Source organism: Candidatus Defluviilinea gracilis (genome assembly GCA_016716235.1).
GTDB classification, from domain to species: domain Bacteria; phylum Chloroflexota; class Anaerolineae; order Anaerolineales; family Villigracilaceae; genus Defluviilinea; species Defluviilinea gracilis.
In genome coordinates this window covers 1635943-1660808 of sequence record JADJWS010000001.1, presented here as the reverse complement: position 1 = coordinate 1660808, position 24866 = coordinate 1635943, and the positions used below count along the sequence as shown (strand labels likewise).

At 54.4% G+C, this 24866-nt stretch carries 22 protein-coding genes; 14 read left to right on the top strand and 8 right to left on the bottom strand.

Annotated elements, in window-relative coordinates; genetic code table 11:
* Positions 1-67: 67 nt before the first annotated feature.
* The 14 genes from IPM31_07780 to IPM31_07715 all read left to right on the top strand — a co-directional run bounded on the left by IPM31_07780 (position 68) and on the right by IPM31_07715 (position 16880).
* Positions 68-1111, top strand: coding sequence for a CoB--CoM heterodisulfide reductase iron-sulfur subunit A family protein (locus IPM31_07780; GenBank protein ID MBK9006881.1), 1044 nt, complete (start codon positions 68-70; stop codon positions 1109-1111).
* 29 nt (positions 1112-1140) lie between these two features.
* Positions 1141-1914 (top strand): hypothetical protein, encoded by a 774-nt coding sequence (locus IPM31_07775; protein ID MBK9006880.1) that lies wholly within the window; start codon positions 1141-1143, stop codon positions 1912-1914.
* Between the two features lie 226 nt (positions 1915-2140).
* Positions 2141-3421, top strand: a complete 1281-nt coding sequence (locus IPM31_07770; protein MBK9006879.1) for a (Fe-S)-binding protein — start codon at positions 2141-2143, stop codon at positions 3419-3421.
* 95 nt (positions 3422-3516) lie between these two features.
* A complete protein-coding gene (locus IPM31_07765) occupies positions 3517-4272 on the top strand; it encodes an electron transfer flavoprotein subunit beta/FixA family protein (GenBank protein MBK9006878.1) in 756 nt (251 codons plus the stop codon).
* A gap of 93 nt (positions 4273-4365) precedes the next feature.
* Positions 4366-5304 carry an electron transfer flavoprotein subunit alpha/FixB family protein gene (locus IPM31_07760; protein MBK9006877.1) on the top strand — a complete coding sequence of 313 codons (939 nt, stop codon included), beginning with the start codon at positions 4366-4368 and terminating at the stop codon, positions 5302-5304.
* A gap of 87 nt (positions 5305-5391) precedes the next feature.
* Positions 5392-7476 (top strand): (Fe-S)-binding protein, encoded by a 2085-nt coding sequence (locus IPM31_07755; GenBank protein ID MBK9006876.1) that lies wholly within the window; start codon positions 5392-5394, stop codon positions 7474-7476.
* Positions 7477-7485: 9 nt separating this feature from the next.
* Positions 7486-7827 carry a hypothetical protein gene (locus IPM31_07750; protein MBK9006875.1) on the top strand — a complete coding sequence of 114 codons (342 nt, stop codon included), beginning with the start codon at positions 7486-7488 and terminating at the stop codon, positions 7825-7827.
* A 68-nt stretch (positions 7828-7895) separates the two neighbouring features.
* Positions 7896-8333 carry a glycine cleavage system protein GcvH gene (gene gcvH, locus IPM31_07745; protein ID MBK9006874.1) on the top strand — a complete coding sequence of 146 codons (438 nt, stop codon included), beginning with the start codon at positions 7896-7898 and terminating at the stop codon, positions 8331-8333.
* Between the two features lie 71 nt (positions 8334-8404).
* Positions 8405-8851 (top strand): glycine cleavage system protein H, encoded by a 447-nt coding sequence (locus tag IPM31_07740; protein ID MBK9006873.1) that lies wholly within the window; start codon positions 8405-8407, stop codon positions 8849-8851.
* 68 nt (positions 8852-8919) lie between these two features.
* Entirely contained in the window at positions 8920-10005 is a 1086-nt protein-coding gene (locus IPM31_07735; protein ID MBK9006872.1) for a lipoate--protein ligase family protein, read from the top strand.
* A gap of 88 nt (positions 10006-10093) precedes the next feature.
* A complete protein-coding gene (nrfD, locus tag IPM31_07730; protein MBK9006871.1) occupies positions 10094-11794 on the top strand; it encodes a polysulfide reductase NrfD in 1701 nt (566 codons plus the stop codon).
* Between the two features lie 10 nt (positions 11795-11804).
* Complete coding sequence (locus IPM31_07725; protein ID MBK9006870.1) at positions 11805-12428, top strand: DUF3800 domain-containing protein; 624 nt, start codon at positions 11805-11807, stop codon at positions 12426-12428.
* Between the two features lie 224 nt (positions 12429-12652).
* A complete protein-coding gene (locus tag IPM31_07720) occupies positions 12653-15604 on the top strand; it encodes a molybdopterin-dependent oxidoreductase (GenBank protein MBK9006869.1) in 2952 nt (983 codons plus the stop codon).
* Positions 15605-15812: 208 nt separating this feature from the next.
* Complete coding sequence (locus IPM31_07715) at positions 15813-16880, top strand: DUF2270 domain-containing protein (GenBank protein MBK9006868.1); 1068 nt, start codon at positions 15813-15815, stop codon at positions 16878-16880.
* A 163-nt stretch (positions 16881-17043) separates the two neighbouring features.
* On the opposite strand, the gene odhB is transcribed toward IPM31_07715, so the two are convergent.
* The 8 genes from odhB to IPM31_07675 all read right to left on the bottom strand — a co-directional run bounded on the left by odhB (position 17044) and on the right by IPM31_07675 (position 24831).
* Positions 17044-18270 (bottom strand): 2-oxoglutarate dehydrogenase complex dihydrolipoyllysine-residue succinyltransferase, encoded by a 1227-nt coding sequence (gene odhB, locus IPM31_07710; protein MBK9006867.1) that lies wholly within the window; start codon positions 18268-18270, stop codon positions 17044-17046.
* Between the two features lies 1 nt (position 18271).
* Positions 18272-21064 carry a 2-oxoglutarate dehydrogenase E1 component gene (locus IPM31_07705; protein MBK9006866.1) on the bottom strand — a complete coding sequence of 931 codons (2793 nt, stop codon included), beginning with the start codon at positions 21062-21064 and terminating at the stop codon, positions 18272-18274.
* Positions 21065-21118: 54 nt separating this feature from the next.
* Positions 21119-21445, bottom strand: coding sequence for a hypothetical protein (locus tag IPM31_07700; protein MBK9006865.1), 327 nt, complete (start codon positions 21443-21445; stop codon positions 21119-21121).
* Between the two features lie 153 nt (positions 21446-21598).
* A complete protein-coding gene (locus IPM31_07695; protein ID MBK9006864.1) occupies positions 21599-21844 on the bottom strand; it encodes a DUF2249 domain-containing protein in 246 nt (81 codons plus the stop codon).
* A 228-nt stretch (positions 21845-22072) separates the two neighbouring features.
* On the bottom strand, positions 22073-22423 hold the full coding sequence (locus tag IPM31_07690; protein MBK9006863.1) for a DUF488 domain-containing protein: 351 nt from the start codon (positions 22421-22423) through the stop codon (positions 22073-22075).
* An 89-nt stretch (positions 22424-22512) separates the two neighbouring features.
* Positions 22513-23598 (bottom strand): DNA-3-methyladenine glycosylase 2, encoded by a 1086-nt coding sequence (locus IPM31_07685; GenBank protein ID MBK9006862.1) that lies wholly within the window; start codon positions 23596-23598, stop codon positions 22513-22515.
* Positions 23520-23993: a carboxymuconolactone decarboxylase family protein gene (locus tag IPM31_07680; GenBank protein MBK9006861.1), complete on the bottom strand. Its 474-nt coding sequence runs from the start codon at positions 23991-23993 to the stop codon at positions 23520-23522. The genes IPM31_07685 and IPM31_07680 overlap by 79 nt, the downstream gene beginning before the upstream one ends.
* A gap of 226 nt (positions 23994-24219) precedes the next feature.
* The gene (locus IPM31_07675) at positions 24220-24831 is read right to left on the bottom strand and encodes a DsbA family protein (GenBank protein ID MBK9006860.1); all 612 of its coding nucleotides are present in this window, start codon (positions 24829-24831) and stop codon (positions 24220-24222) included.
* Positions 24832-24866 lie beyond the last annotated feature (35 nt).

The following is a 24866-nucleotide window of genomic DNA, read 5'->3' as shown; positions in this document are numbered from 1 at the left end:
ATGCTCTCTAGCGTCCACGTTGGCGTAAGAGAACGCCAACTACGCAAGATAAATAGGAGGAACACACATGTCAAACAAAGTCTTGGTCATCGGCGGGGGACCAGCGGGACTGGAAGCGGCGCGGTCTGTGGCTGAACTCGGCGGGGAAGCGATACTCATCGAAAAGCGCGAACGTCTCGGCGGCACGCCCGACCGTGAGTCTTACGCCAAGTTGACTCATCATTGGCGCGACGCGTCGGAAGCGATGGCGGAACTTGCCGCGTCGGTCACGAGTCACGCCAATGTGCAGGTGAAGTATCAAGCCGAAGTGAAGGGAATGTCGGGGAGCGCTGGCAACTTCACCGTCGAGATCGAAGCGGGCGGGGTTGCCGAGTCGCTCAATGTTGGATCGGTCATCATCGCCACGGGCTTCCAGCATTTCGATCCAGGCCGCGCGACGCAATACTACAATTATTATTCGTTCCCCGATGTCATCACGCTGACCGATCTCGAAAAAATGTTGAAGGAACACAAGGTCGTGCGTCCGTCGAACGGCGAAGCGCCGAAGAAGATCGCGTTCATTCAATGCGTCGGTTCGCGCGACAGGCAAATTGGAAACGAATATTGTTCGAAAGTTTGCTGCGGCATTGCAAGCAAACAAGCCATCGAGTTGCGCGAGCAATTGCCCGACAGCAAAGTGATGATCTTTTACATTGACATGCGCATGTATGGGTATTGGGAAAATGAAATTTACTGGCCTGCGCAGGAAAAATATAAAGTCAATTATGTGAAGGGCGTCATCAGCGAAGTGTTGAAGAAGGGCGATCAACTTTTGATTCGCGGCGAAGACACAACGATGAGCCGCCCGATGGAAGTGACGATGGATATGGTCGTGTTGTCGGTCGGCATGGAGCCGAGCGCAGGCACGCGCGCCATTTCGCAGTTGATGGGTGTTCAGCAAAATAAATACGGCTTCATCGAAGCGGGCGGCGCGGGCGGACTCGATACGGTCGCCACATCCGTCCCTGGAATTTTTGTCGCGGGCGCGGCGGCGGGCCCCGCCGATCTGAACGACTCGATTTCATCCGCTGGTCTTGCGGCGGCGCGCGCGATGGCGTTGGTGAGGGCGTAGCGCAAAATTAATTTTGCGGTACTAAAATCATGCTCCCTCAACGACAGAGTCACATCATCAAGCAAAAGACGGGACCTGATGATCCCGAACTGCAAACAAATTTGCAGGATGCGCTCGCGCAAGTATCGCCTGAAGATGTGATCGCGATTGCGGATGAATTGGCGGAACGTCACGCCCGCCTCTTTTCCGACCTTCGGCTTGACTCTGCTTCGTTGACATCTTCCTTCGCTGACGTCGCTTCCGCTGTCGCGCACACAAAAGCGAACGCGCGAACAATTACTAATTACTTTATGCAAGGCGATTACTCGCTCGTCCAGCAATTACTAAACGGCGAATCGCCAACTCCCGTTCGAGTTGCATCCTTCGTTGAAAAGTTGAGCGCGCTCGATACTCGTCTCGCGCTCGAACTCGCTACTGGACTTTTACACAATACAAATCCAAATGAACACTGGCTGTGGACTCGCTGGCTGTGGGATCCGACCGTCGGCACAGGGATTCTGCCGCTGCTGGCGGGAAGCACGCACAACTTACTCGCGGAGAATCTCGCGGACGGCTACGCCCGTGTGGGAGCGGTCAGCGCGATGAGTATCAAATTCGGCGAAGGGACAGGCTTGTGGTCTGAAGAATTGACCAGCGATGAGAGATGCGCTCCCTTTGCGAACAGCGCTTTTCTGGCGTGTGCCTATGGCGTTTACATGTATGGCTCGACCAGTTGGCGTTTGAGCCGCGACTTCAACGGGCTGCTGCCGTCCCTGCCGAATATGGCGCGGAGGTTGTTGGGATTGAGGAAGGCAAGAGATTAGAGGATTAGAGAACTAGAGAACTAGAGAATTAGAGACTAGAGATTGGAGATTGGTGAGTCGCTGTGGAGATTGTGGTTGCGAATAACGTTGATTCGACGGGAAAATCCCTGCCTCGTCTCAAGCGGACGTTAAATATGTCTGAGTTGCACGGTAAATCACGGACACTGTGGCGCAAACAACTAATCTCCAGTCTCCAATCTCCAATTACCACGAACCAGGAGTCTTCATGGCACCTAAGTATGAAAAAGCAAAAGCGATAGAAAGAGAAAACGTCATCGTAGACGGTATTGACGTTTCGGGACATTGGAACCGCATGTTTGAACAGCGGGTCATCACCGAGTACACACCCGAGCTGATCGAGAAGATCGCGGACATCCCGAACGCGGAGTCGTTTGCGAATTGTTATCAATGCGCCAAGTGCGTTGCCGTCTGCCCTGTAGATGTGGTCGGGAATTACGGTCCGCGCAAGTTGTATCGCTACGCCCAAACAGGCATGGACTTGACCGAAGCGCCCGAACTCTGGCTTTGCACGACGTGCGCGAATTGTCTGCGCGTGTGTCCCAAAGAAGTGAACATGGTCAAGATCATGCCCGCCGCGCGCGAACAGGCGATCCTTGACGGAAAATTTGTCCCGCCCGAATTACAGCAGGCATTCGAGAACACCGCCAAGAGCGGCAATCCGCTTGGACAACCTCAACGCAAGCGCGATGCGTGGATTCAAAATGCGGGCGTGCCTGTGCCGATCATCAAAGATGCGGCGCGTCCTGTGGATGTGCTTTGGTATGTCGGCTCGTATCCTTCGTATCATCCGCGCGGCATTGACGCGGCATCGGCGGCAGCGAGAATCTTCAACGCGTTGGGAATTGATTTTGCAATTTTAGGCAAAGAAGAAAAAGACGACGCCGACTCCCAGCGTTTGGCTGGCGAGAAGGGTCTGTTCGAGATGATGACCGAGTACAACATCGAGACCTTCAATAAGTACGAGTGGAAGGAATTGGTCGTCACGGGACCTCACGAACTCAATGCGTTCAAGAACGTGTATCCGAAATATGGTTTCGAGCGCCCCGTGCTTCATTACACAACTTTCCTCGTTCGTTATCTCGATCAACTCAAGCCGATGTTGAAGCACCCCGTCAATAAGAAGATTACCTATCACGATCCCTGCTATCTCGGACGTCACAACGGCGAATACGAAGCGCCGCGTCAACTGCTGGAAGCCATCCCTGGCGTGGAACTGGTCGAGATGGGACGCAACCGCGAAAACGGTTACTGTTGCGGCGGGGGCGGCGGCGGCATGTGGATGGACTCGTTCACCGCCAAGCACACCACCATGCGTCTCTCGGAAAAACGCGCGATGGAAGCCGCGTCCACGGGCGCGAACGTGCTGGCAGTCGCTTGTCCCTTCGAAGTCTCGCGCTTCACGGATGCGGTCAAGTCCACGGGCAATGAGCATGTGGATGTGCTGGATATTTTGGAGTTGTTGGATAGGGCGATGAGGGGTGAGTGATCAATTCGTCGAAGGTCAAAAGTCGAAAGTCATTCGACCTTTGACCTTCGACTTTCGACGTGAATTTGTAACTCAATCATAGGAGAGTGATTTTCATGAACATAGTTGTAGCCATCAAACACATCCCCAGCATTGCCGATGACCTGCCCGTCAAAGGCAATAACGTGGATTTCGACTCGGTGGATTTTGTCCTCAATGAATGGGACGAACATTCCATCGAGCAGGCGGTGTTGATCAAGGAAGCCGTCGGCGGGACGGTGACCGTGATCGGCGTGGACTTGATCGGGGAGTTGGACAATGCGCTTCATCTCGCGCTGGCAAAGGGCGCCGATAAAGTGGCAAAGATCACCGCTGACGATCCCGCCGCAGATTCGCATACGCAAGCCAAATGGCTGGCGGAAGCGGTCAAAGGCATGGGCGCGGATATGGTCTTCGCGGGCGTGCAGGCGTCGAACGATATTGACGGGCAGATCGGCGCGATGATCGCGGCGTATCTCGACATGCCCTACATCGGCGGGACGAGCGCGATCGAAGTCTCTGGAAGCGCGGCGACGGTCTCGAAGGAATTCCCTGGCGGTGTGGGGATGAAGTACTCGATCACGCTTCCATTCGTGGCGGGGGTGCAGTCCGCGCCGAAGCCGCCGCGTTATGCGCCCGTGAGCAAGGTCCGCCAAATGGCGCAGACTGCCACGGTGGAGAAGATCGCGCCGACGGGTGAGGCTTCATCGGGACTCGCGTTTAAGAAGATGGCTCCGCCTGTGGCGACGGGTCATGCCGAGATGATCGAAGGTTCGTCGAAGGAAGTGGCGGCGAAGATCGTGGAGTTGTTGAAGAGTAAGGGATTGGCGTAGAAGAGCAGAGATTAGAGAGTAGAGAATAGTGAGTAGTGAAGACGACTAATCTCTAATTATCTAATTATCTATTCTCTCTCCGAAGGAGATAACATGAGCAATGACATTCTTGTAATCACCGAACATATGGACGGAAAATTTTCGGATGTGTCGTTTGAGTTGGTGGGAAAAGCCAAAGAGTTGGCGAAGGCTTGGGGCGGGCAGGCAGTTGCCGTCGTGGTGGGAAGCGGAATCGCATCCAACGTGTTCGCGTCCGATTCGACGATCCACATTGACGACGCGGCGTTGAGTCATTTCAATCCCGAAGCGTATGGGAAAGTTGTTGAAGCGCTGGTCAAAGAAAGATCGCCGAAGCTGGTGATGTTCGGCTGGACGGTGACGGGCATGGACATGGCGGCGTGGTTGTCGGCGCGGCTGGGTGTGGCGTGTGCGGCGTATGTCAAAAATATCGGCGCGGATCTGACGATGAGTTGCGCGGCGTACGGCGGAAAGTTGACGGCGGAGGTCGCGCCCGAAGGCGGCATGGCGATCGCGGCGTGCCTGGCGGGTTCGTTCCCTGTGGAAGCGGGGCAGGGTTCGACGGCGGCGTCGGCGATAGCTTCGCCCGTTGATCTGAGTTCGTTGAAAGTGAAATTTGTGGAGGCGACCAAACCCGCTGGCGGCGATGTGGACATTACGTCGCAAACGAAACTGGTTTCGATCGGGCGCGGCATCGGCGGAAAAGAAAATGTGGAGTTGGCAGAGGAACTCGCGCAGAAGTTAGGCGCGGCGGTGTCGGCTTCGCGTCCCGTTGTGGATGCGGGCTGGTTGCCGCGCACGCGGCAGGTCGGCAAATCGGGACTCAAGGTCAAGCCGAAGTTGTATCTCATGCTCGGTATCTCTGGCGCGCCTGAACATCTCGAAGGCATGCAGAGCGCGGAGTTGATCATCGCGGTCAACACCGATAAGAAGGCGCCGATCTTCAACGTGGCGCATTACGGCGCGACAGCGGATCTGTTTGAAGTGGCTGAGGCGATGGTGGAACTACTTTAGATGAGTAGAGAATAGAGATTAGAGAGTAGTTGAGTTTCACTACTTATCTAATCTCTAATCATCTAATCTCTTTTCTGGGAGGGTACGTTGCTGACACTGATTGAAAAAATCATCTTCATTGCGCTGGCGTTGATTTCGGCAGGGTTTACGTTTCATGGATTCAAAGTCATCATCGACTCGATCCGCAAGGGACGCCCCGCGCCTGAGTTGAAGAATGTTCCGCTGAGCCTGGTCAAAGCGGCGATTACCGTTTTGTTCCAGCGCACGATCTTCAAGGCGCGCAAAGGTCTCAGCGCGATCCACATGGGATTGTTCTTCGGTCTCATCACGTATGCGTTCGTGAATCTGTTCGACGCGCTCGAAGGACTCGTCCCTGGCTTCGATCTGGTCTACGGCGGCAAACACATCCCCAACGCGCCAACTGGACTCGTCAACGCGTTCAATCTCATCGCCGACGTGATGAGCGTGTTCCTGCTTATCGCCATCACCGTATTTTTCGCGCGCCGCTTCATCGTCAAAGACAAGGCGCTTAACTATCGCGAAAATGTTTTGTTGAATCCGAAAGTCAAAGCGGGCGGGCAGGCGCGTGATTCTCTCATCGTGGATGTGTTCGTCGTCATGCACGTCATCGCGCACGTGTTGAGTCAAGCCTATCGCCTCACCGACGGCGCCGATCCGTTCATGCCGTTCGCAAGTTTTCTCAATTCCATTTTCGGCGCGTCCGAAACAGGCGTTCACGTCGCGTGGTGGGTCAGCATTGGCTGGGTGATGTTCATCATCCCGTATCTTTCGCGCAGTAAGCACACGCATTTTTTCATGTCGCCCATCAATCTCGGACTCGCAAAACAAAATCCGCGCGGTCAACTCGACCCTGCGATTCCGCTCACGATGATCGAAGGACAAAAGTTCGATCCTGGCGCGAAACACATTCACGATCTTTCGTGGAAGCGCGTTTTGGATTCGTATGCCTGCGTGCAATGCAATCGTTGTCAGGATGTCTGCCCTGCGAATTTTTACGGGAGACCGCTTTCGCCTTCGGCATTGGAGGTGAACAAGCGTTATCTTCTCAAGGAGGCGACCTTCGGTTCACATCCCGACCGACTCCTGCTTCCGCTTACGGAAAGTGTTATCTCCCCTGAGGCTGTTTGGTCTTGCACAACCTGTTACGCCTGCGTCCGCGTGTGTCCCGTCGGCAATGAGCCGATGGCAGACATTGTGGACATCCGCCGCCGCATGTTGATTGACGGTTATGAAATTGACAGCGGCGTGCAGAACGCGCTTCAATCTCTCGCGACGAACGGCAACTGGATGAGCAAAGGCAAACGTCTGCGCGGACGCTGGGCGAAGGAGATGCAGTTCCCCGTCAAGAACGCGACCGAGGAACCCGTTGAGCATTTGTGGTTTGTCGGCGATACGGCTTCGTTCGATGAGCGCGTCATCCCGAACACAAAACTGGTGGCACAACTCTTCCATCAAGGCGGCTTGGACTTCGGCATTCTCTATCAAAGCGAATCCAACGCGGGCAACGATGTCCGCCGCGTGGGGGAGGAAGGTTTGTTCGAGCAGTTGGTCGAGCAGAACATGGAAGCGTTCGGCAAAGCGCAGTTCAAACAGATCGTGACGACCGATCCGCATTCGTTCAACACGCTCAAGAACGAGTATCCGCAATTCGGCGGGACGTTTGAAGTGAAGCATTACACTGTGACCCTGCTCAAGTTAATTGAAGAGGGCAAACTCACGGTCAAGAATAAGTTGGCGAACTACAAAGTCACCTTCCATGACCCGTGCTATCTCGGACGCTACAACGGCGGATTCACCGCTCCGCGCAAACTGCTCGAACTTCTCGGCGTGGAATTCGTCGAAATGCCGCGCAACTGCGAGAACTCGTTCTGTTGCGGCGCAGGCGGCGGTCAGATATGGATGGGCAAGGTCGCGCCTGGCGAACGTCCCGCAGAGAATCGAATCAAGGAGGCGTTGTCCACGTTTGGCGAAGGCGCAGGCGACAAAACTCAACTCTTCATCGTCACCTGTCCGAAGGACATGATCATGTACTCCGACGCGGTCAAGACTACAGGCAACGAAGGCAGGATCGAAGTCCGCGATATTATCCAGCTGGTGGCGGAAGGCGTCGGCGTGGAAGAGGCTGTGGCGGCTGAATCCATTTCGGTTTAAGAGAGAAGAGTGGTCTCGATACGCCGCAAAAATCAAGAGCGCGGCTACTCGACCACCGATAAGATCAAAATGTTCAAGTGTCCCTATTGCGAGTTTAGCGGTAAGCGTTCCGAAGTCCATAATCACCTTGCGGAGACTCACGGCGATACGCTGGGTGTGCGCGTGGACGAATTCACGGGTCATACGTTTTATGTGATCACTTGTCCCGTGTGCGGCGCGAGTTATGAACAGGTCACGAAGAAAGCGCGCCGCGATCCAAATTTTGTGTCAGAATATGAGCATGAGATTCGGATGGTCGTTTTTGATCTGCTTTTGTATCATTTGCAAGGTGAGCATCAAATTGATGCGTAAGCGGCGCTCTCTTGCGCCGCCGCCGACGTTAGAGAACGTCGGCTACGCAATAACATCGGAGGCACAACATGGCAACTGTTCGTGGATGTAACATCCCTGAAGACCGCTTCTATTGGGTGGAGAAACATTGTTGGGCAATGCTCGAAGCGGACGGCACGGTGAGGATCGGCATCACCGACGTGGCGCAGAATCTGGCGAAGGGAATCGTCAACGTCACGCCGAAAGAGACGGGGCGCACCGTGCAGAAAGGCAAAAGCGCGGGGACTTTGGAAAGCGGCAAATGGGTGGGTCCTGTCACGTCGCCTGTGACGGGCGAGATCGTCGAGGTGAACGAAGCGGTCAAGGCGAAGCCGTCGCTGATCAACTCCGACCCGTACGGCGAAGGCTGGTTCGTCAAACTCAAGCCGACGGATTGGGCGGGCGAATCAGGCTCACTTGTCACGGGCGAGGCGGCGGCGGAAGCGTATCGGAAATTTATGGAAGAGCAGAATTTGAATTTCGAGTAAATGAGTTGGAAGGTTGAAGGTTGCAAGTTGAATGTTTGACCTGCAACCTTCAACCTTTGACCTTCAACCTCATGATCTTCTACGCCTGCGACATTCCCGAAGACCTGACCTACGACATCGAACGCGATGTGTGGATTCGATTCGATGGCGACTTTGCGACTCTCGGCATGACCGACGTGGCGCAGACGCGTTGCGGAAAATTTGCGGCAGTTAGTTTTCGGAGCGTCGGAAAAAAGGTGGAGCAGGGCAAGGCATTGGCGACAATTGAATCCGCCAAGTGGGTGGGACCGTTCCCCGCGCCGTTCTCGTGTGAGATCATCGAGACGAACGAAAGCGGTTTTGCGAGAGATATTTTGTTAGCCAACAAAGAGCCGTACACAACGGGCTGGCTCGTCAAGGTGAGACCAATGAATCTCGAAGCGGAATCCAGCCATCTCGTCACGGGTGAAGCGGCGGCAGAGAAATATAAAGAGAGAATCAAGGAATTGAAAGTCAACTGCCTCAGGTGCATTGATTGAACTGTGTACGTGTGTACTTGTTTACCTGTGTACCTTTTACCAACCCTGCCATCAAAAGGAGAATCCCAATGTCCAAGAAAATCCGTTTGCTCTACATGGAAGGCGTATCCCCACTGCGTTCGCAGACCGTTTATCACGCGGTCGGATATGCGATGAAAGAAGACACGCCGAACACCATCATCATGGTCTCGCCGAACGGACCGTATGTCTCGATTGGCTATCATCAGGATATACAAAAAGAAGTTGATCTCGATTACTGCGAAAAACACAACCTGCCCGTTTATCGTCGTGAAGTGGGCGGCGGCGCGGTGTTTTTGGATAACGGTCAACTCTTTACGCAATGGATCTTCCACAAGGAAGACCTGCCCGCCACGCTCGAAGAACGCTTCAAACTTTACATTGACCCGCTCGTGCAAACCTATCAGGCGCTGGGCGTCAATGCGAATCATCGCCCGATCAACGATGTGCATGTCAACGGCAAGAAGATCGGCGGCACGGGCGCGGCGCAGATGGGCATTGCGGAAGTTCTTGTCGGCAGTTTGATGTACACCTTCGACAAGAAGACCATGTCGCAGGTGTTGAAAGTCCCGTCCGAGAAAATGCGCGACAAGATTTTTGAATCGCTCGAAGCCTACATGACCACCATGACCGAACAACTCGGCTCGACTCCCGACCGTGCTATGGTCAAGGATTTGTATATGAAGAAAGTCTCCGAAGCGCTGGGCATGGAAGTGTACGAAGGCGAATGGACGGAGGAGGAGGAAGCGATGGCAAAAGAGATCGACGCGCGCTTCGTCTCCGATGAATGGCTGTATCAAAAAGGTCAACTCAAACAGCAGGGCGTGAAGATCCATCAGGATGTGCACATCGTCGAAGCGGCGTTCAAGTCGCAGGGCGGTCTGATCCGCATCATCGCCCGCCTGCGCGAGGGACGCATTGACGACGTCGCCATCTCTGGCGATTTCACGCTGCTGCCCGTCTTCGCATTGGGCGCGCTCGAACAATCGTTGCGCGGTGTCGCCGCCACGCCAGAGAATCTCAAATCCAAGATCGAAGAAGCGTATTACCGCCTCAACATCCAATCCCCTGGCGTCACGCCGACAGATTTCACAACGGCGATCATGAATGCGGTCACACCTCCGCAAGCCACTTAAAAAATTAACCGCGAAGAGCGCTAAGAACGCGAAGATATAAAAATTTTTTCTTAGCGACCTTTGCGTGCTTCGCGGTTCAAAGGTTTTCATGACTCAAAACTACGGCTTCCTCATCGACCAAAGCAAGTGCATCGGCTGTCATGCGTGTTCCACCGCGTGCAAGTCCGAGAATCAAGTTCCACTCGGCGTGAATCGCACGTGGGTCAAGTATGTGGAGACAGGCGCGTACCCTGACGTGCGCCGCCGCTTTCAGGTGACGCGTTGTAATCATTGCGCCAACCCGCCGTGCGTGCGCATCTGTCCAGTCACGGCGATGTATCAACGCGATGACGGCATCGTCGAATTCGATCCGAGCATTTGCATTGGATGTAAATCCTGTATGCAAGCCTGCCCGTATGATTCGATCTATCTCGATCCCGAAACGAACACTGCCGCGAAATGTCATTTCTGCGCGCATCGTTTGGATGTGGGACTCGAACCCGCCTGCGTCGTCGTCTGCCCCGAACACGCCATCCTCGCTGGAGATTTGAACGACCCCGCTTCAGAAATAAGCCGACGCCTGTCCACTGCGCAAGCGACCGTTCGCAAGCCCGAGCAGGGAACCGCGCCGAAATTGTTTTACATCAACGGCAACGATTGGTCGCTGCATCCCTCCGCCGCGCAAACGCACAATTCATTCATGTGGGCGGATAAGGTCACGGAGCAAAATGTTTCCGCGTTCGCGTTGCCCGTATTACAGCCATCGTCATCGTCATCGTCAGCGTTAGAGAACGCTGACTACGCGGGTGGTGGGCGTAAGCGACGTTCTCTAACGTCGCATTCAGGCACACCCATCCGCACGCCGCAGCCACAGGGACAACCGCTCAACGGTCCGATCCAGATCGGCGGACGCGTCGCGGAGCACATGGTACAAACCGCGTACAACGCACAGCATAAAATCCAATGGCATTGGGAACTGCCCGCGTATCTCGTCACAAAAAACATCGCGGGCGGATTGTTCATGTTGTTGAGTCTTGGCGCGATGTTGAATCTCTTCCGCTTCGACTCAGCAACCTTCCTTGCCGCAGGATTTACCGCGATGCTCTTCATGTTCATCACTGTGATTTTGCTGATCAAAGATTTGTCACAACCCAAACGTTTCTTGAATATCTTGTTGCGCCCGCAATGGAAGTCGTGGGTAGCGAGAGGCGCGTTCATTTTGGTCGGCTTCACCGCCATTGGGGGGCTGTGGTGGCTGATCGAAGGTGCGGCATCCATGAATTGGATTTCAAAAGATTTGGTCTTTGCACTTCGTCCCGTCGCCGCGTGGATAACGCTTCCGCTGGCATTGTTTTCTGTAATTTACACCGCCTTCCTGCTCGGTCAAGCCGAGGGACGCGACATATGGCAGAACAACCTATTGCCGTTTCAACTTTTCTCCCAATCCATGATGACCGCAAGCGGAGTATTCCTTGCGCTGAATCTCTTCGTCAACTTCCCCGCTGATCTAACTGCTTTGCTGACCGTTCTCTTCCCAATAAGCATCGCCATCAATCTCCTCTTGACCTTCGCTGGCAAACTCAATTCCTTTCCGACCGATACCGCCATGCTCGCCTCGCGCGAAATGACGCACGGAAAATTCCGCAATCATTACTGGTGGGGCGGGATCGCGCTGGGACATGTCATGCCGCTTGTGCTGATGATCTTCTTCGCATCCGCGTTGCCTGTTGCCGTTCTCGCCGCGCTGATCGGCTTGTTCTTCTACGAATACGCCTTCGTGATGGCGCCGCAGTATATTCCGAATTCGTAGGTTAATAGTCGTGATCACTCTTACTTTTGCTGGAGACGAAGCAGGCGACGTAAGTCTGAGTTTCAATAAAGGCGCATCGCGGTATTTCGTGCCTGCTTTTATCTCCACCCAATTCCCCGACGATTTAAGGCAAACTTTGTCTAACCTGCGCCAAACGCTGGATTTACGTGAAACACACGAATTCAAATTTCATAAAATGGCATCGGCTGAAGTCCGCAATCAGGTGTTTTCAGCGCTTGCACACGCCAAGTTTGACGCATGGGCTTTGATCGTGGATAAGACTCGCCTGCCGAAAATTTTCGAGACGACGGAAAGCATTGAAATTTATACACATTTCATCACGGAATTGCTTGACATCATCCCTGCCGAATTGCAAAAGGGCGCCACCCTAATTCTCGATGAGTTCGGCTCGACCCCCGACCTGCGCACCGAGTTGCGCCGCGCCATGCTCAAACGTCACATGCCGCGACTCTTCAAACGGGTAATTGTCCGCAGTTCGCATCGCGAATCTCTGATTCAAGTCGCTGACCTTGTGGCAGGCGCGGTCATGCGCAGGGATTCGCAAAACGACTCGGAGGCATTTGACATGATTTCAAGGAAGATCAAACGACTGGAGTTATACCGCCCTTATTAAAATAACCCGCCTCGCTAGCCCGTATCCTTCAACAGAAGGGGGCAGGCAGCCACATGGCTGCTTTTCGCGAGACAGGATGAGCGATCAAAACGCTTTTGACCGTTGGACTTCGTCCGCTGGCAAATTCATTATATACCCGTATGACTGCTGTTTGCAAGATGGAAATTGCCCTAAAAACCAAATTTGAAATTACATAACTTGTATCTCGTAACCTGGACTTACCCATGACCCTCACCCCTCCTCAAACCTCCGCAGGCACCGCCCTCCCTCACTTCGCGGACTCTGACCGCAAGCCCGTCAAACTGACCGAGGTCGTCCACCCCGATGGGCGCATCAGCCAGTATCCGCCTCCCGAAGTATGGGATGATTGGACAGAGTGGGATGGAAAAGAGTGGCCCAAGCGCGTAGCGAGAAATTACACTCTCGTGCCCACCGTCTGCTTCAACTGTGAATCCGCCTGTGGACTTCTCGCTTACGTGGACAAGGACACCTACGAGATTCGCAAGTTCGAAGGCAACCCCGTCCATCCTGGCTCGCGCGGACGTAACTGCGCCAAGGGACCCGCCACCCACAATCAAGTCTATGACCCCGAACGGATTTTGTATCCGCTGAAACGAGTCGGCAAGCGCGGCGAAGGGAAATGGGAACGCATCAGTTGGGAACAGGCTCTCACAGAGATCGCGGAGAAAATGCGCGAGAGCAAACTCCGCCGCCCGAATGGAATTGTCTATCACGTCGGTCGTCCAGGTGAAGACGGATACACCAACCGCGTCGTGCAGACCTGGGGCATGGATGGTCACAACAGTCACACCAACATCTGCTCGTCGTCGTCACGCGCGGGCTACAACTTTTGGATCGGACAGGACAGACCGAGTCCCGACTTTGCAAATGCCAGAGTCATTCTGCTCATTTCGAGTCATCTCGAAACGGGACATTACTTCAACCCGCACGCGCAGCGCATCATCGAAGCGAAAACCGACGGCGCGAAACTCATCACCTTCGATCCGCGTCTCTCGAACACCGCTTCCATGAGCGATGTCTGGCTCCCGACATATCCTGGCAGTGAAAATACAATTCTCCTCGCCATTGCGAATCACTTAATCCAAAATGATCTCTACAACAAAGACTTCATGCGGAAATGGGTTAACTGGAAGGAAACACTGAAAGCAGTCGCCGAGGGAAAGTTGTCAGTAAACAGCGACCAGCTATCGGCGGAGATTCGAAGCGCACTCGCTTCCACCGACCTGACACCTGAAACCTGGAACCTGAAACTTTTCCCGCTCTTCGACCGCCTCCTTAAATCCCTCTACTCCGAATACACCTTCGAACGCGCCGCGCAAGAATCCGAAGTCCCCATCGAACGCATTCAGGAGACCGCGCGACTCGTCGCCAACTGCGAAGGGAAACTTGCCACGCACGTTTGGCGTTCCGCCAGCGTTGGCAATCTCGGCGGATGGCAGGTTGCGCGTTGTCTCTTTTTCCTCAATGTCTTAACTGGAAGCGTTGGCAACAAGGGCGGCACATCCATGACCAACTGGAATAAATTTGTGCCGAAGCCGTTCAAGGGCGCGCCCGCTCCTGAAACGTGGAACGAACTGCATTATCCAATCGAATATCCGCTCGCGCATTACGAGATGTCCATTCTTTTGCCGCACATGCTCGAAGAAGGTCGCGGCGACATTGACGTGTATTTCACGCGCGTCTACAACCCGCTGTGGGTCAACCCCGACGGCTTCATGTGGCTCAAGGCGCTCAAGCGCGAAGACTCAAAAATAAAATGTTATGTCGCGCTCACGCCCACGTGGAATGAAACCGCATGGTTTGCGGATTATGTTTTGCCCACAGGTCACGGACCCGAACGCCACGACCTGATGAGTCAGGAAACACACAACAGTCAATGGATCGCATTCCGCCAGCCTGTGCGGCGCGTGGCGATGGAACGCGCGAGCATCAACGTTGATTTCACCTATCAAGCCAACCCTGGTGAAGTGTGGGAAGAGAACGAGTGGTGGATTCAACTTTCCGCGCGCATGGACCCCGACGGGTCGCTCGGCATTCGTCAGTGGTTCGAGTCGCCGTATCGCAAGGGCGAGATCATCACTGTGGACGAATACTATCAATGGATATTTGAAAACTCCGTGCCTGGACTCCCCGAAGCCGCCGCGCGCGAGGGCTTGACTCCGCTCGCGTATATGCGGAAGTATGGAGTCTTTGAAGTGAAGAAAGAGAATTATTCTCCCTTCGACAAAACGCTTCAGACTCAGCCTCAGGCTGGATTCGCCTCCGATGAGCATGATCGCGCCTTAGACTCTTCTGGCGCAATCGTCGGCGTGATGGTGGACGGACAACCGAAGGCTGGCTTCGACACTCCATCGAAAAAACTCGAATTCTTCAGCGACACGCTCGCCAATTGGGGCTGGAGCGAAAAAGAAAACGTGATTCCCTGGGCAGTGAAGAGTCATGTTCATCCCGATACCATTGACCGCGAAAAAGGCGAGATGATCCTTCTGCCCAACTTCCGTTTGCCGACACTGATCCACACGCGCAGCGCAAACGCGAAGTGGCTGTATGAAATCTCGCACAAGAATCCCATCTGGATGAATCCCGAAGACGCGCGCCGCCTCGGGCTTGAAACAGGCGACCTCGCCAAAGTGGAGACGGAGATCGGTCACTTCGTGGATTCTGTTTGGGTCACCGAAGGAATCAAGCCTGGCATCATTGCCATTAGTCACCACTTGGGACGCTGGCGTTTGAACGAAGACTCAGGCGTGAACAAAGGCTCATCGAATCTCGTTGAACTGCACGACGATGGCAAAGGCGGATTCCTCATGCGCGTCATCCACGGCGCAACGGCGTGGACTTCGTCCGACCCCGACACGAGTCGCATCTGGTGGAGCAACGTCGGCGTGAATCAGAACCTCGCTCACGCCGTTCACCCTGACCCAATCAGCGGAGTCCATTGCTGGCTGCAAAAAGTATTCAACGTCCGCAAAGCCGAAGCGGGTGAAAAAGCGGGCGATCTCTTCGTGGACACGAATAAGTCCATGGAAAAATATCGCGAATGGCTGGCAATGACCCGCCCCGCGAATCAAGTCAGCCCCGATGGAAATCGCAGACCGTATTGGTTAACGCGTCCGCTCAAACCGACGAAAGAGGCGTATAAGTTGAAGAAGTAACGCGAAATTTATTTCGCAAGTCTGTTGCTGTGGCTTGCGCGAGATTTTGCCATAGAGCCAATCCCGAGGGGATGATCGGACTCTAGAATCATGGCGTGCCATTCCGAATCCCAAAGGGATGACATGATTCACGCGAATGTAAGGTTCGCTCTGGCGAAACAGAATCAACTCAAGGTGAGTCTGAAGCCTCATCCAGAAAGAATATCCTATGCCAATCAAATCTACGAAAGCAAAAAAGAATCCAAAAGTGGAAGGGTCCGAAGAGCCCGTCTGGACGTATCGCGGCTATCAACTCAAATCCAGCGAATTTGTGACGGCGATGGTGCATTTCTTTCGCGCCGAAATTCAACGCGCCAATGTCTGGCGTCAACGGCTGGATACGACCACAAACTGGGCGGTGGTTGCCACAGGCGCCACGTTGTCCATCGCGTTCAGCCAGGCATCCGTGCATCACGCCATCATCCTCCTGAACACATTGTTGGTGTTGTGGTTCCTGTTCATCGAGGCGCGGCGCTATCGTTATTATGAACTATGGAGTTACCGCGTGCGCTTGATGGAAACGGATTTTTACGCGGCGATGCTCGTGCCGCCGTTCCATCCCTCCCCCGAATGGGCAGAGAGCCTGGCGGAGAATCTGCTTTCTCCCAAGTTCCCCATTTCGATCTGGGAGGCGTTTGGCCGCCGTCTGCGTCGGAATTATTTTTGGATCTTGCTCATCCTGTACGCGTCATGGGCGGCGAAGATCTGGTTGTTTCCAGAGCCTGCGAATTCGTTCGCCGAATTCGTCAATCGCAGCGCCATCGGACCTGTGCCGGGACAGATCATGATCTTGTTTGGCGTTGTTTTTTATTTAACGCTCACGGTCATTGCCCTGGCAACCATCACAATGACGCGCGCCACAGGCGAGATCCTCCCGCGTTTTGGGGATGATGCTACAGTCCATGGCTTATCTGCCGCCGAGGAAAAGCCCAAGGGTCTACGCGCGTTTCTCGCGCCGCGTAACCGCCGCAGGCAATTGCTCGCGCTCGTGATCACCAGCCAGGCAGAGGCTGTTTCGAAACGCATCCTCGCCGATCTGAGGCGCGGCGTGACCGCGATGCAAGGCAAGGGTATGTATACGGGAAGCGAGCGTTCGATCCTCGTGTGCGCGCTCACGGTCACCGAAGTCCATAACTTGAAAGCGGCTGTCGCCAAAGAAGACCCGCGCGCATTCGTCATCGTTTCTCCCGCGCAGGAAATTTTGGGGCGCGGCTTCAATCCGTTGGAGGAGAAATAAAATAGGTTCTTGACGCAGTTGCCCGGCGTCAAGGTAGGCGGCGCGATTTGCCAAACCAATCGAACTGTCGCCTAGCCTTCGTGAAGCGCTGTCAACAAAAACATGTTGCTCCCTAACAACTGGGGAGCAACATGTTTAGTTTCGGAAAGAATCAGTTTTACCCTCACCCCTCCACCAACATCCACGCTGGATCCTCGAGCAACTCTTTCACCTGCACCAAAAACTGCACGGCTTCGCGTCCATCCACGATGCGGTGATCGTAACTGAGCGCCACGTACATCATCGGGCGGATCACGACCTGTCCATTTTCGGCGATGGGGCGTTCCTCGATCTTGTGCAAGCCCAGGATTCCAACTTGCGGCAGATTCAAGATCGGCGTGCTGAGCATCGAACCGAACACGCCGCCGTTCGTGATCGTGAACGTCCCGCCGCGCAAATCTTCAACCGACAGCGAGCCGTCGTTCGCCTTCCCCGAAAAAACTTTCACCTGTTTTTCGATCTCGGCAAACGTGAGACGGTCCGCGTCGCGCAACACTGGCACGACCAAACCTTCCTCCGCGCCGACCGCGATGCCGATGTCGTAATAATTTTTCAGCACGATCTCGTCGCCCTGAATTTCCGCGTTCAAGCGCGGGAACGATTTCAACGCGCTGATGCTCGCCTTCGTGAAGAACGATGTGAATCCCAATTTGATTCCATGCCGCGCCTGAAACGCCTCGTTGCGTCGGCGGCGCAAGTCCATCACCGCGCTCATGTTGATCTCGTTGAACGTCGTCAGCATGGCAGTGGATTGACTCGCTTCAAGCAGACGCTGCGCGATCGTGCGCCGTCTGCGGGACATGCGCTCACGCTCTTCCCGCCGTTCAGCGGATTCGACGCCCGCGGCTTGACTCGGCTTGGACAGCTGTTTCGCCGCCTCGCTCCCCGCCGACGATTGCTTCTGCGCATATTGTTGAACATCCGATTTTGTGACGCGCCCATCGGGACCCGTGCCGCGCACTTTCGATACATCCACGTTTTGTTCGCGCGCAACTCTTGATGCGACAGGAGTCACCTGCGGCTGGACGGTTTGCGGTTTTTCTTGAGGCGTGGGTAAAGGCTCAGGTTTTGGCGAGGCGGGCTGAGGGTCGGGTTTTGAAGCGGGTTGTTTTGCATCCGCATTGATCGAGCCAAGCACGTCGCCCACTTTCACATCCTGCCCTTCAGCAACTTGAATCTTCGCCAACACGCCCGAGGCTTTCGCGCCGACTTCGAGATTGACCTTGTCCGTTTCCAACTCGACGAGCGCTTCGCCCGCTTCGACAAAGTCGCCCTCTTTTTTCAGCCACGCGCGGACGGTGGCTTCGATGACCGATTCTCCCATTTCGGGGACGATGATTTCGATGGACATGTTAACCTCTCTCGATGCTCACGCTTTGCACATGCGCCTGCTCTTCAAATTTGAGCGCGCGTTGCACCAAAGCCTTTTGATTGATTCGATACAGCGTGGACGAACCCTCGGCAGGACTCGAACTTTCGGGTCTGCCGACATAATACAACGGAATTTTTCCGAGCAGTTGTTTCAAACGCGGGCGGAGGAAATCCCACGCGCCCATGTTCATCGGCTCTTCCTGAACCCAGATCACTTTTTCAAGCGACGAATATCCATTCAATAATTCTTCGATGGCTTGCAAAGGAAGCGGATAGAGTTGTTCCATTTTAACGATGGCGGTGTTCTTGCTGTTCTGCCGTTCTTCATCGCTGACGAGATCGAAGTACACGCGACCACTGCATAGAATTAAATTCTTGATGGCTTTATTGTTTCGTTTGGTCGTCGGTTCTTCGAGCAATGCCTGCCAACTTCCATTGACAAGTTGATTCGGAGTCGAAGCCGCAAGCGAATGCCGCAAGAATCCCTTCGGCGTGAAGATCGTCAACGGCAATGGATCGGTCTTCAACAGTAATGCTTGTCGTCGCAACAAATGGAAATATTGCGCCGCAGTCGTTGGGATGGCGACGCGCATGTTTCCCGCCGCGGCAAGATTCAAAATGCGTTCGATGCGCGCGGATGAATGATCGGGTCCCATGCCTTCGTTGCCATGCGGCAGCAGCAAAACGAGCGAGGGAGTCAGCCCCCATTTTGCGCGCCCTGAAAATAGGAACTCATCCACCACCGTTTGAATGTTGTTGGCGAAGTCGCCGTATTGCGCTTCCCACAACACCAACCGCTCGGGAGCCTGAAGGTTGTAGCCGATCTCAAAACCAACGGGACCCGCCTCGCTGACGGGTGTGTTGTAAATTTCAAAGGAGGCTTTCGCCTGTGGGATGGATTGCAATGGCGTGTAACTTTGATTCGTTTCCGCATCGTAAAACGCGGCGTGACGCTGGCTGAATGTGCCGCGCACCGAATCCTGTCCCGTCATGCGGATCGGGATGCCGTCCTCTAAAATGGAGGCGAAGGCTAACTCTTCGGCGGTCGCCCAATCCACGCTGGAGGCGTCGGCGTCGTCCAACACGTGGCGGCGTTTCTCGGTAGCGCGAAGCAATTTGGGATTCGGGTGGAAGTCTGCGGGGAATTGCAACAGCGACTCGTTCAGGCTTCGCAGACGTTCGAGCGGGACCGACGTGTGCGCCTTTTGCGCCGCTTTCGGCGGGGGCATCGTCGGGACGGGTTCTTGCAGGGCGCGTTCCGCGTCCAGTTTTTGGTTGACTTCTTGCAGTTCGTTCAAATATTTTTGCAGGAGCTGTTCCGCCTCGGCGGCTTGGATGCTTCCTTCTTTTTCCAACTTCTCCGCCCATAATTTCCGAACAGGAGGATGCGACTCGATCTTGGCGTACATCGTCGGCTGGGTGAAGCGCGGCTCGTCGCCTTCGTTGTGTCCGTGGCGGCGATAGCCGATCAGGTCAATCACAAAATCTTTGTGGAATTTCTGGCGATAGGCGATGGCTGTGTATGCCGCTTCAAAGCACGCCTCGGGTTCATCGGCGTTGACGTGGATGACGGGAATCTCGAATCCTTTTGCGAGGTCGCTGGCGTGCAGACCACTGCGCGATTCATGTTCCGTGGCGGTGAACCCGATCTGATTGTTGGCGATGATGTGCAAACATCCGCCTGTGGTATACGCCGACAATTGGGATAAGTTCAACGATTCGGCGACGATTCCCTGTCCGATGAACGACGCGTCGCCGTGGATGAGGATCGGCAGGGACTCGTTCGGCATCATTTGCGGCGCGCCGCGGGAATCCATTTTGCTGTTCGCGGCGCGCGACATGCCTTGAATGACGGGGTCAACCAATTCGAGATGACTCGGGTTGGCGAGCATACTCACGACCAAGCCGACATGGTCCGCGCCTTCGATGGCTTTGGATGCGCCCGCGTGATATTTCACATCGCCCGTCCAGCCCATTTCGTCCCATGTGCGCGAGCGGTCTTTCGGGTCTTTGAACTCCGCCAGAATTTGCTCGTACGGTTTTTGGAGGATATGCGCCAGCACGTTCAAACGTCCGCGATGCGCCATGCCGATCATCACCGCGCGGATGTCTTCACGGTCCGCTTCACGGATGACCTCGTCCAGCATCGGGACGAGCATGTCGAGTCCTTCGATGGAGAAGCGCGTCTTGGCGGGATAGATGCGGTTGAGGAACACCTCGAAGGCTTCCACCTGGCTGAGGCGGTCGAGGAGGCGGGTCGCATCCAGCGTCTGTTTTTGCGGATGGAAACGCCGCGTCTCGGCAACTTGTTGAAGCCAGTTGCGTTCCTCAGGGTTGCGGATGTGACCGTACTCATACCCGATCGCGCCGCAATAGATCGAGCGCAATTTTTCGATGGCTTGCGAAGCGTTCTCTGCCTGATGATCGCCGCGCAGTTTCACCACGTCTGCTGGGAGTTGGGAGAGATCGCCCTGATTGAGGTCGTGGAAATCCAACGTCAGAGTCGGATACGTCGCTGGGGATGCGCTTAAAGGATCAAGTTTGGCGACCAGATAGCCCTGCGAACGAATCGCGTGGGCTAGGTTCACCGCGCCGATGAGTTGGCGCAGGTCAATCCCGGATTCAATCGCGGGTTGCTGGACGGCGGGAGGAGTCCATTGGCTGAATAAGCGGCGGGTGGATTCGTCTACCGAATCGGGATCCCTTTGATAGCGGTCGTACAGTTCGAGGATGTACCCATAGTTGGGACCGAAAAATTCGTGTTCGAGATTCATATGTATGTTGCACCTGCCGAATATTTTACCCCACGATAAAACAAAACCAGCCGATTATTTCTGCGCGAGCGGCGCGCCGTGCAAAATACCGAGAAAGACCAATTCATCCAGCGCGCGGATGGAGTGGTTTTCGCCCGCGTCGAATACCAGGAGCGTGTTCGGTCCGCAGGTGCGCTCGACGCCGTCGCCGCCGGTGAAGATGCCTTGTCCTTGGAGCGTGACCACGAAGAACGGCGAACTCGGCGCGTTATGTTCGCGGATGAATTGACCCGCTTTGAGCGTAAAAAGGATCGCGCGTCCTTCACGGTCAACATGCAGAGGCTCGGCGCGAGGGTCTTTCTCGTTGAACTGGACTTCTTCGAATATGTTTGCAATTTTCATGTTCATTCCTTTCTTGTGCTGTCTGATTGAGAACCCGAATCGTTGACCAAACATCCTGAAGGTTGTCCAAACCGTAAGCGGTGTGGATTAAAACCTTCAGGATGTTTTTTTGTTGGCTTCGATGAGAGTCTTCCGCTTCGGTCTTTCCGCTATTCAGGCGGAGGCGGCGACGCGGCTGATCTTCACGCGCCAGACTTCGGGACCTTCTTCAAGGTATTCCCAGCCGAACAATCCGCCGCGCTCGTGCGAGAATTGATAGAAGAGCGGCTTCGGGTCGTGGTCGTTGACCAGCGTGAAGAACTCGCCTTCTTTCAGCGCGTCGAAGGTTTGGAAGATCTTCGGGTGACGCTCGCGCGGGGGAATTTCGCGGACGTCTAACGTGGTTGTGCTTTCGGACATGGTGTATGTCTCCTTTTGGGTTGTGTTTTTAAAATCGGCGTTTCGCTTGGCGAAGCCGTTTTTAACCAGTAGTGTGCGGCAAGGTTCACGTTGCCATTTTACGCAAAGTAAACTTTGCGGTACGACAAGGTTCACGTTGTCATTTGTCTCGTCGCAAAATGAATTTTGCGGTACGGTCTCGCGTGCGGCAAGGTTCACTTTGCCATGTAACGCAAAATGAATTTTGCGTTACTTCAAGCGCCTTTCCAAAAACGCTTTAAGCGCGAGAGCGTTGTTGTGTTCCGTATCGTGCGCGCTATACAATAAAGTCACATCGCCTTTTTTGGCGGCATCTACAATTGGCTGCCACTCGGCGGAGTTGGCTTTCAGTTCGGCTTGATAGCGCTTCTGAAACTCCGCCCATTTGAGCGGATCGTGCGCGAACCAGTTCCGCAAGTCGGCGCTGGGCGCGACGTTCTTCAGCCAGGCTTTCATTTTCAGCGTTTCTTTTTTCATGCCGCGGGGCCACAACCGCTCGACGAGAAAACGAGTCCCGTCGCTTTTTGCGGCGGCTTCATATACGCGTTTTATCTTCAACATGATCACTCCTTATTGATAAAACCTACATACCGGATTGCGGACTTCCAGTCCGCCTAAAGAGCGGACTCAAGTCCGCTCTCCGGGGTTTTTCAAATCGACACCAAACCTTTCTCTGCCAGACTTTTTAACAGCAGATGGAAATAGATCAGCCCGCCGAATCCGTCCCAACGCATCAACGCTTCGCGTGTGTTGGCATAGGTCATCTTGCCAGGCAGTCCCAGCCACTTTTGCAGGTTGTTGCGCGCGCCCACATCGTCGGCGGGGAAGATGTGCGTGCGACCCAGCCCGCGCAGTAAAACGTATTCCGCTGTCCAGCGTCCCACGCCTTTCAATTCGCACAGACGCGCAACCGCTTCTTCATCGTTTAATTGAGCGAGCGCATCCAAGTCAAGTTCGCCATCCATAATGAGGCGCGAGATATTCGTAATGTAGCGGGCTTTCTGATAACTGAAACTCATCTCGCGTAAATCTTCCAAATCGGCAGTGACTAAATCCTGCGGGCGCGGAAAAGCGTGGACGATTCCATTTTCCGTTTTGAGCGCCATGCCATATGCTTCGGTGAGGCGGTTGAGCAGGCGAATGCCCATCGTGAGCGTCAACTGCTGACAGGCGACGGCGTTGATCAGCGCTTCAAACGGACTCAACAAACGCGGCGGCTTCATGCCTTGAAATTGACTCGCAAGCGGCTTGAGCCAGTGATCTGTTTTGCTCAGGCGATAAAACTTTTGCAAATCAACGTTGAGTCCGAGCAAACGCTCCAGCGCGGCGGTGACAGTTGTCTTGACCGAAGAAGTTAATCTCGTTCCATTTATTTCAACACGCAAGTTTTTTGATTCCGCGTATTGAGTCACTGCGATTTCAAACGGCTTATCATCTGCAATCAACACGCGCCGATACGTTGTGCCGTTCCAGCGGTCGAAGAGATTGTCGGGGCGGCGGCGCAGAGTCCAAACGGCGAGATCGAGTCGAAACGGCGAAACAGGCTGAAGGTCGAATGAAGCGTTCTGGTCAAGCAAGTCAAGCCTCTCAAAATATCGTCCCGAAGGTTTCCTTGAAAACACATCGTTGAATCCAGTCAACCTTCGGGACGTTTTCTCTAGCCCTTCTTCACGGCTGGATGATCGGGCTGATACGATCCCGCCAGCGAGCGGAAACTGACCGCCAGTCGATTCCATGAATTGATAGCGATGATGCCGAGAGTCAAATCCACAAGTTCTTTTTCGCTGAAATGTTTGCGCGCTTCGGCATAGATTTCATCTGGCACATGGTCTTGGCTGACGAGCGTGACGGCTTCGGTCCAGGCGAGGGCGGCGCGTTCGCGGTCGGTGTAAAACGGCGCTTCGTGCCACGCGCTGACTCCGTACAAACGCTGTTCGCTTTCGCCGTTGGTGCGCGCATCTTTGGTGTGCATGTCAATGCAATAGGCGCAACCGTTGAGTTGTGAGGCGCGCAGTTTGACCAGTTCGAGCAGACTGTGTTCCAAGCCCGATTTGCGGACGTAGCCTTCGAGTTTGCTCAGCCCTTCCACACCTTCAGGCGAGACTTTTGAATAATTGAGACGCGGTTCCATTTTGTTTCATCCTTTGAGTTTTGATTTTTTTCTTAACCACGAAGTGTCACGAAGGACACAAGGTTTTTTTTGTAACTACTTCGCCATGTCGTTGCGAGGCGGGCATTTGCTCTTTCCGCCGAAGCAATCCCATATCATTAGGAGCCTGCTTCGGCAAAGAACAAGAGCGCCTTATAGAGACCTAATGGAAGGTGTGGCTGGCGGCTGAGCAGTCAGATCTTTTTATTTATTTTACTTCCTGCGCGAGCGCTCTTTCAAACATTTGGCGCGTGGCTTGATAACAGCCTTCGCCGCAACACGGCAATTTTCCAATCGAAACAATTTTATAATTTTGGATCTTTGGGTACGACATCTTATGGACGAGTTTCGTCCCGTCGTTCAACATGACGGTGGGTGTGCCGCGCACGCCAAATTTTTCTTTGCCGAGTTTGCCTTCTGCAAGCACGGCGGCGCGCGGTTCAGCGCTGTTGAAGAGACGAGTGAAATGATCCATGTCTAAATTCGCTTCGCGGGCGAGGTCGAGCATCACTTCGGGCTTGCCGATGTTGCGCCCTTCGGCAAAAAACGCGCGGCGGATTCGCAAGTCAAAATCGCGTCCGACGGATTCGCCTTGTTGAAACGCGCACCAAGCCGCGTCGAAAGCGGGAAGCGTGGTCGTGGGGAAATCATCGCTGAACGGTTTGAACGTCGCCGCTGGTTCTTGTAATGCCGCAAGCCAGATTTCCAATTCGAGTTCTTTGCGGTCGGGCGGGCCGCCGCCGTACACTTCCAATGGAAAAGCCCGCTCCACCAAACGGACGCGCCCTTCATATTCAGGCGCAATTTTTTGCAGGCGCACGGCCGCAACATAACACCACGGTCAATAATATTCAG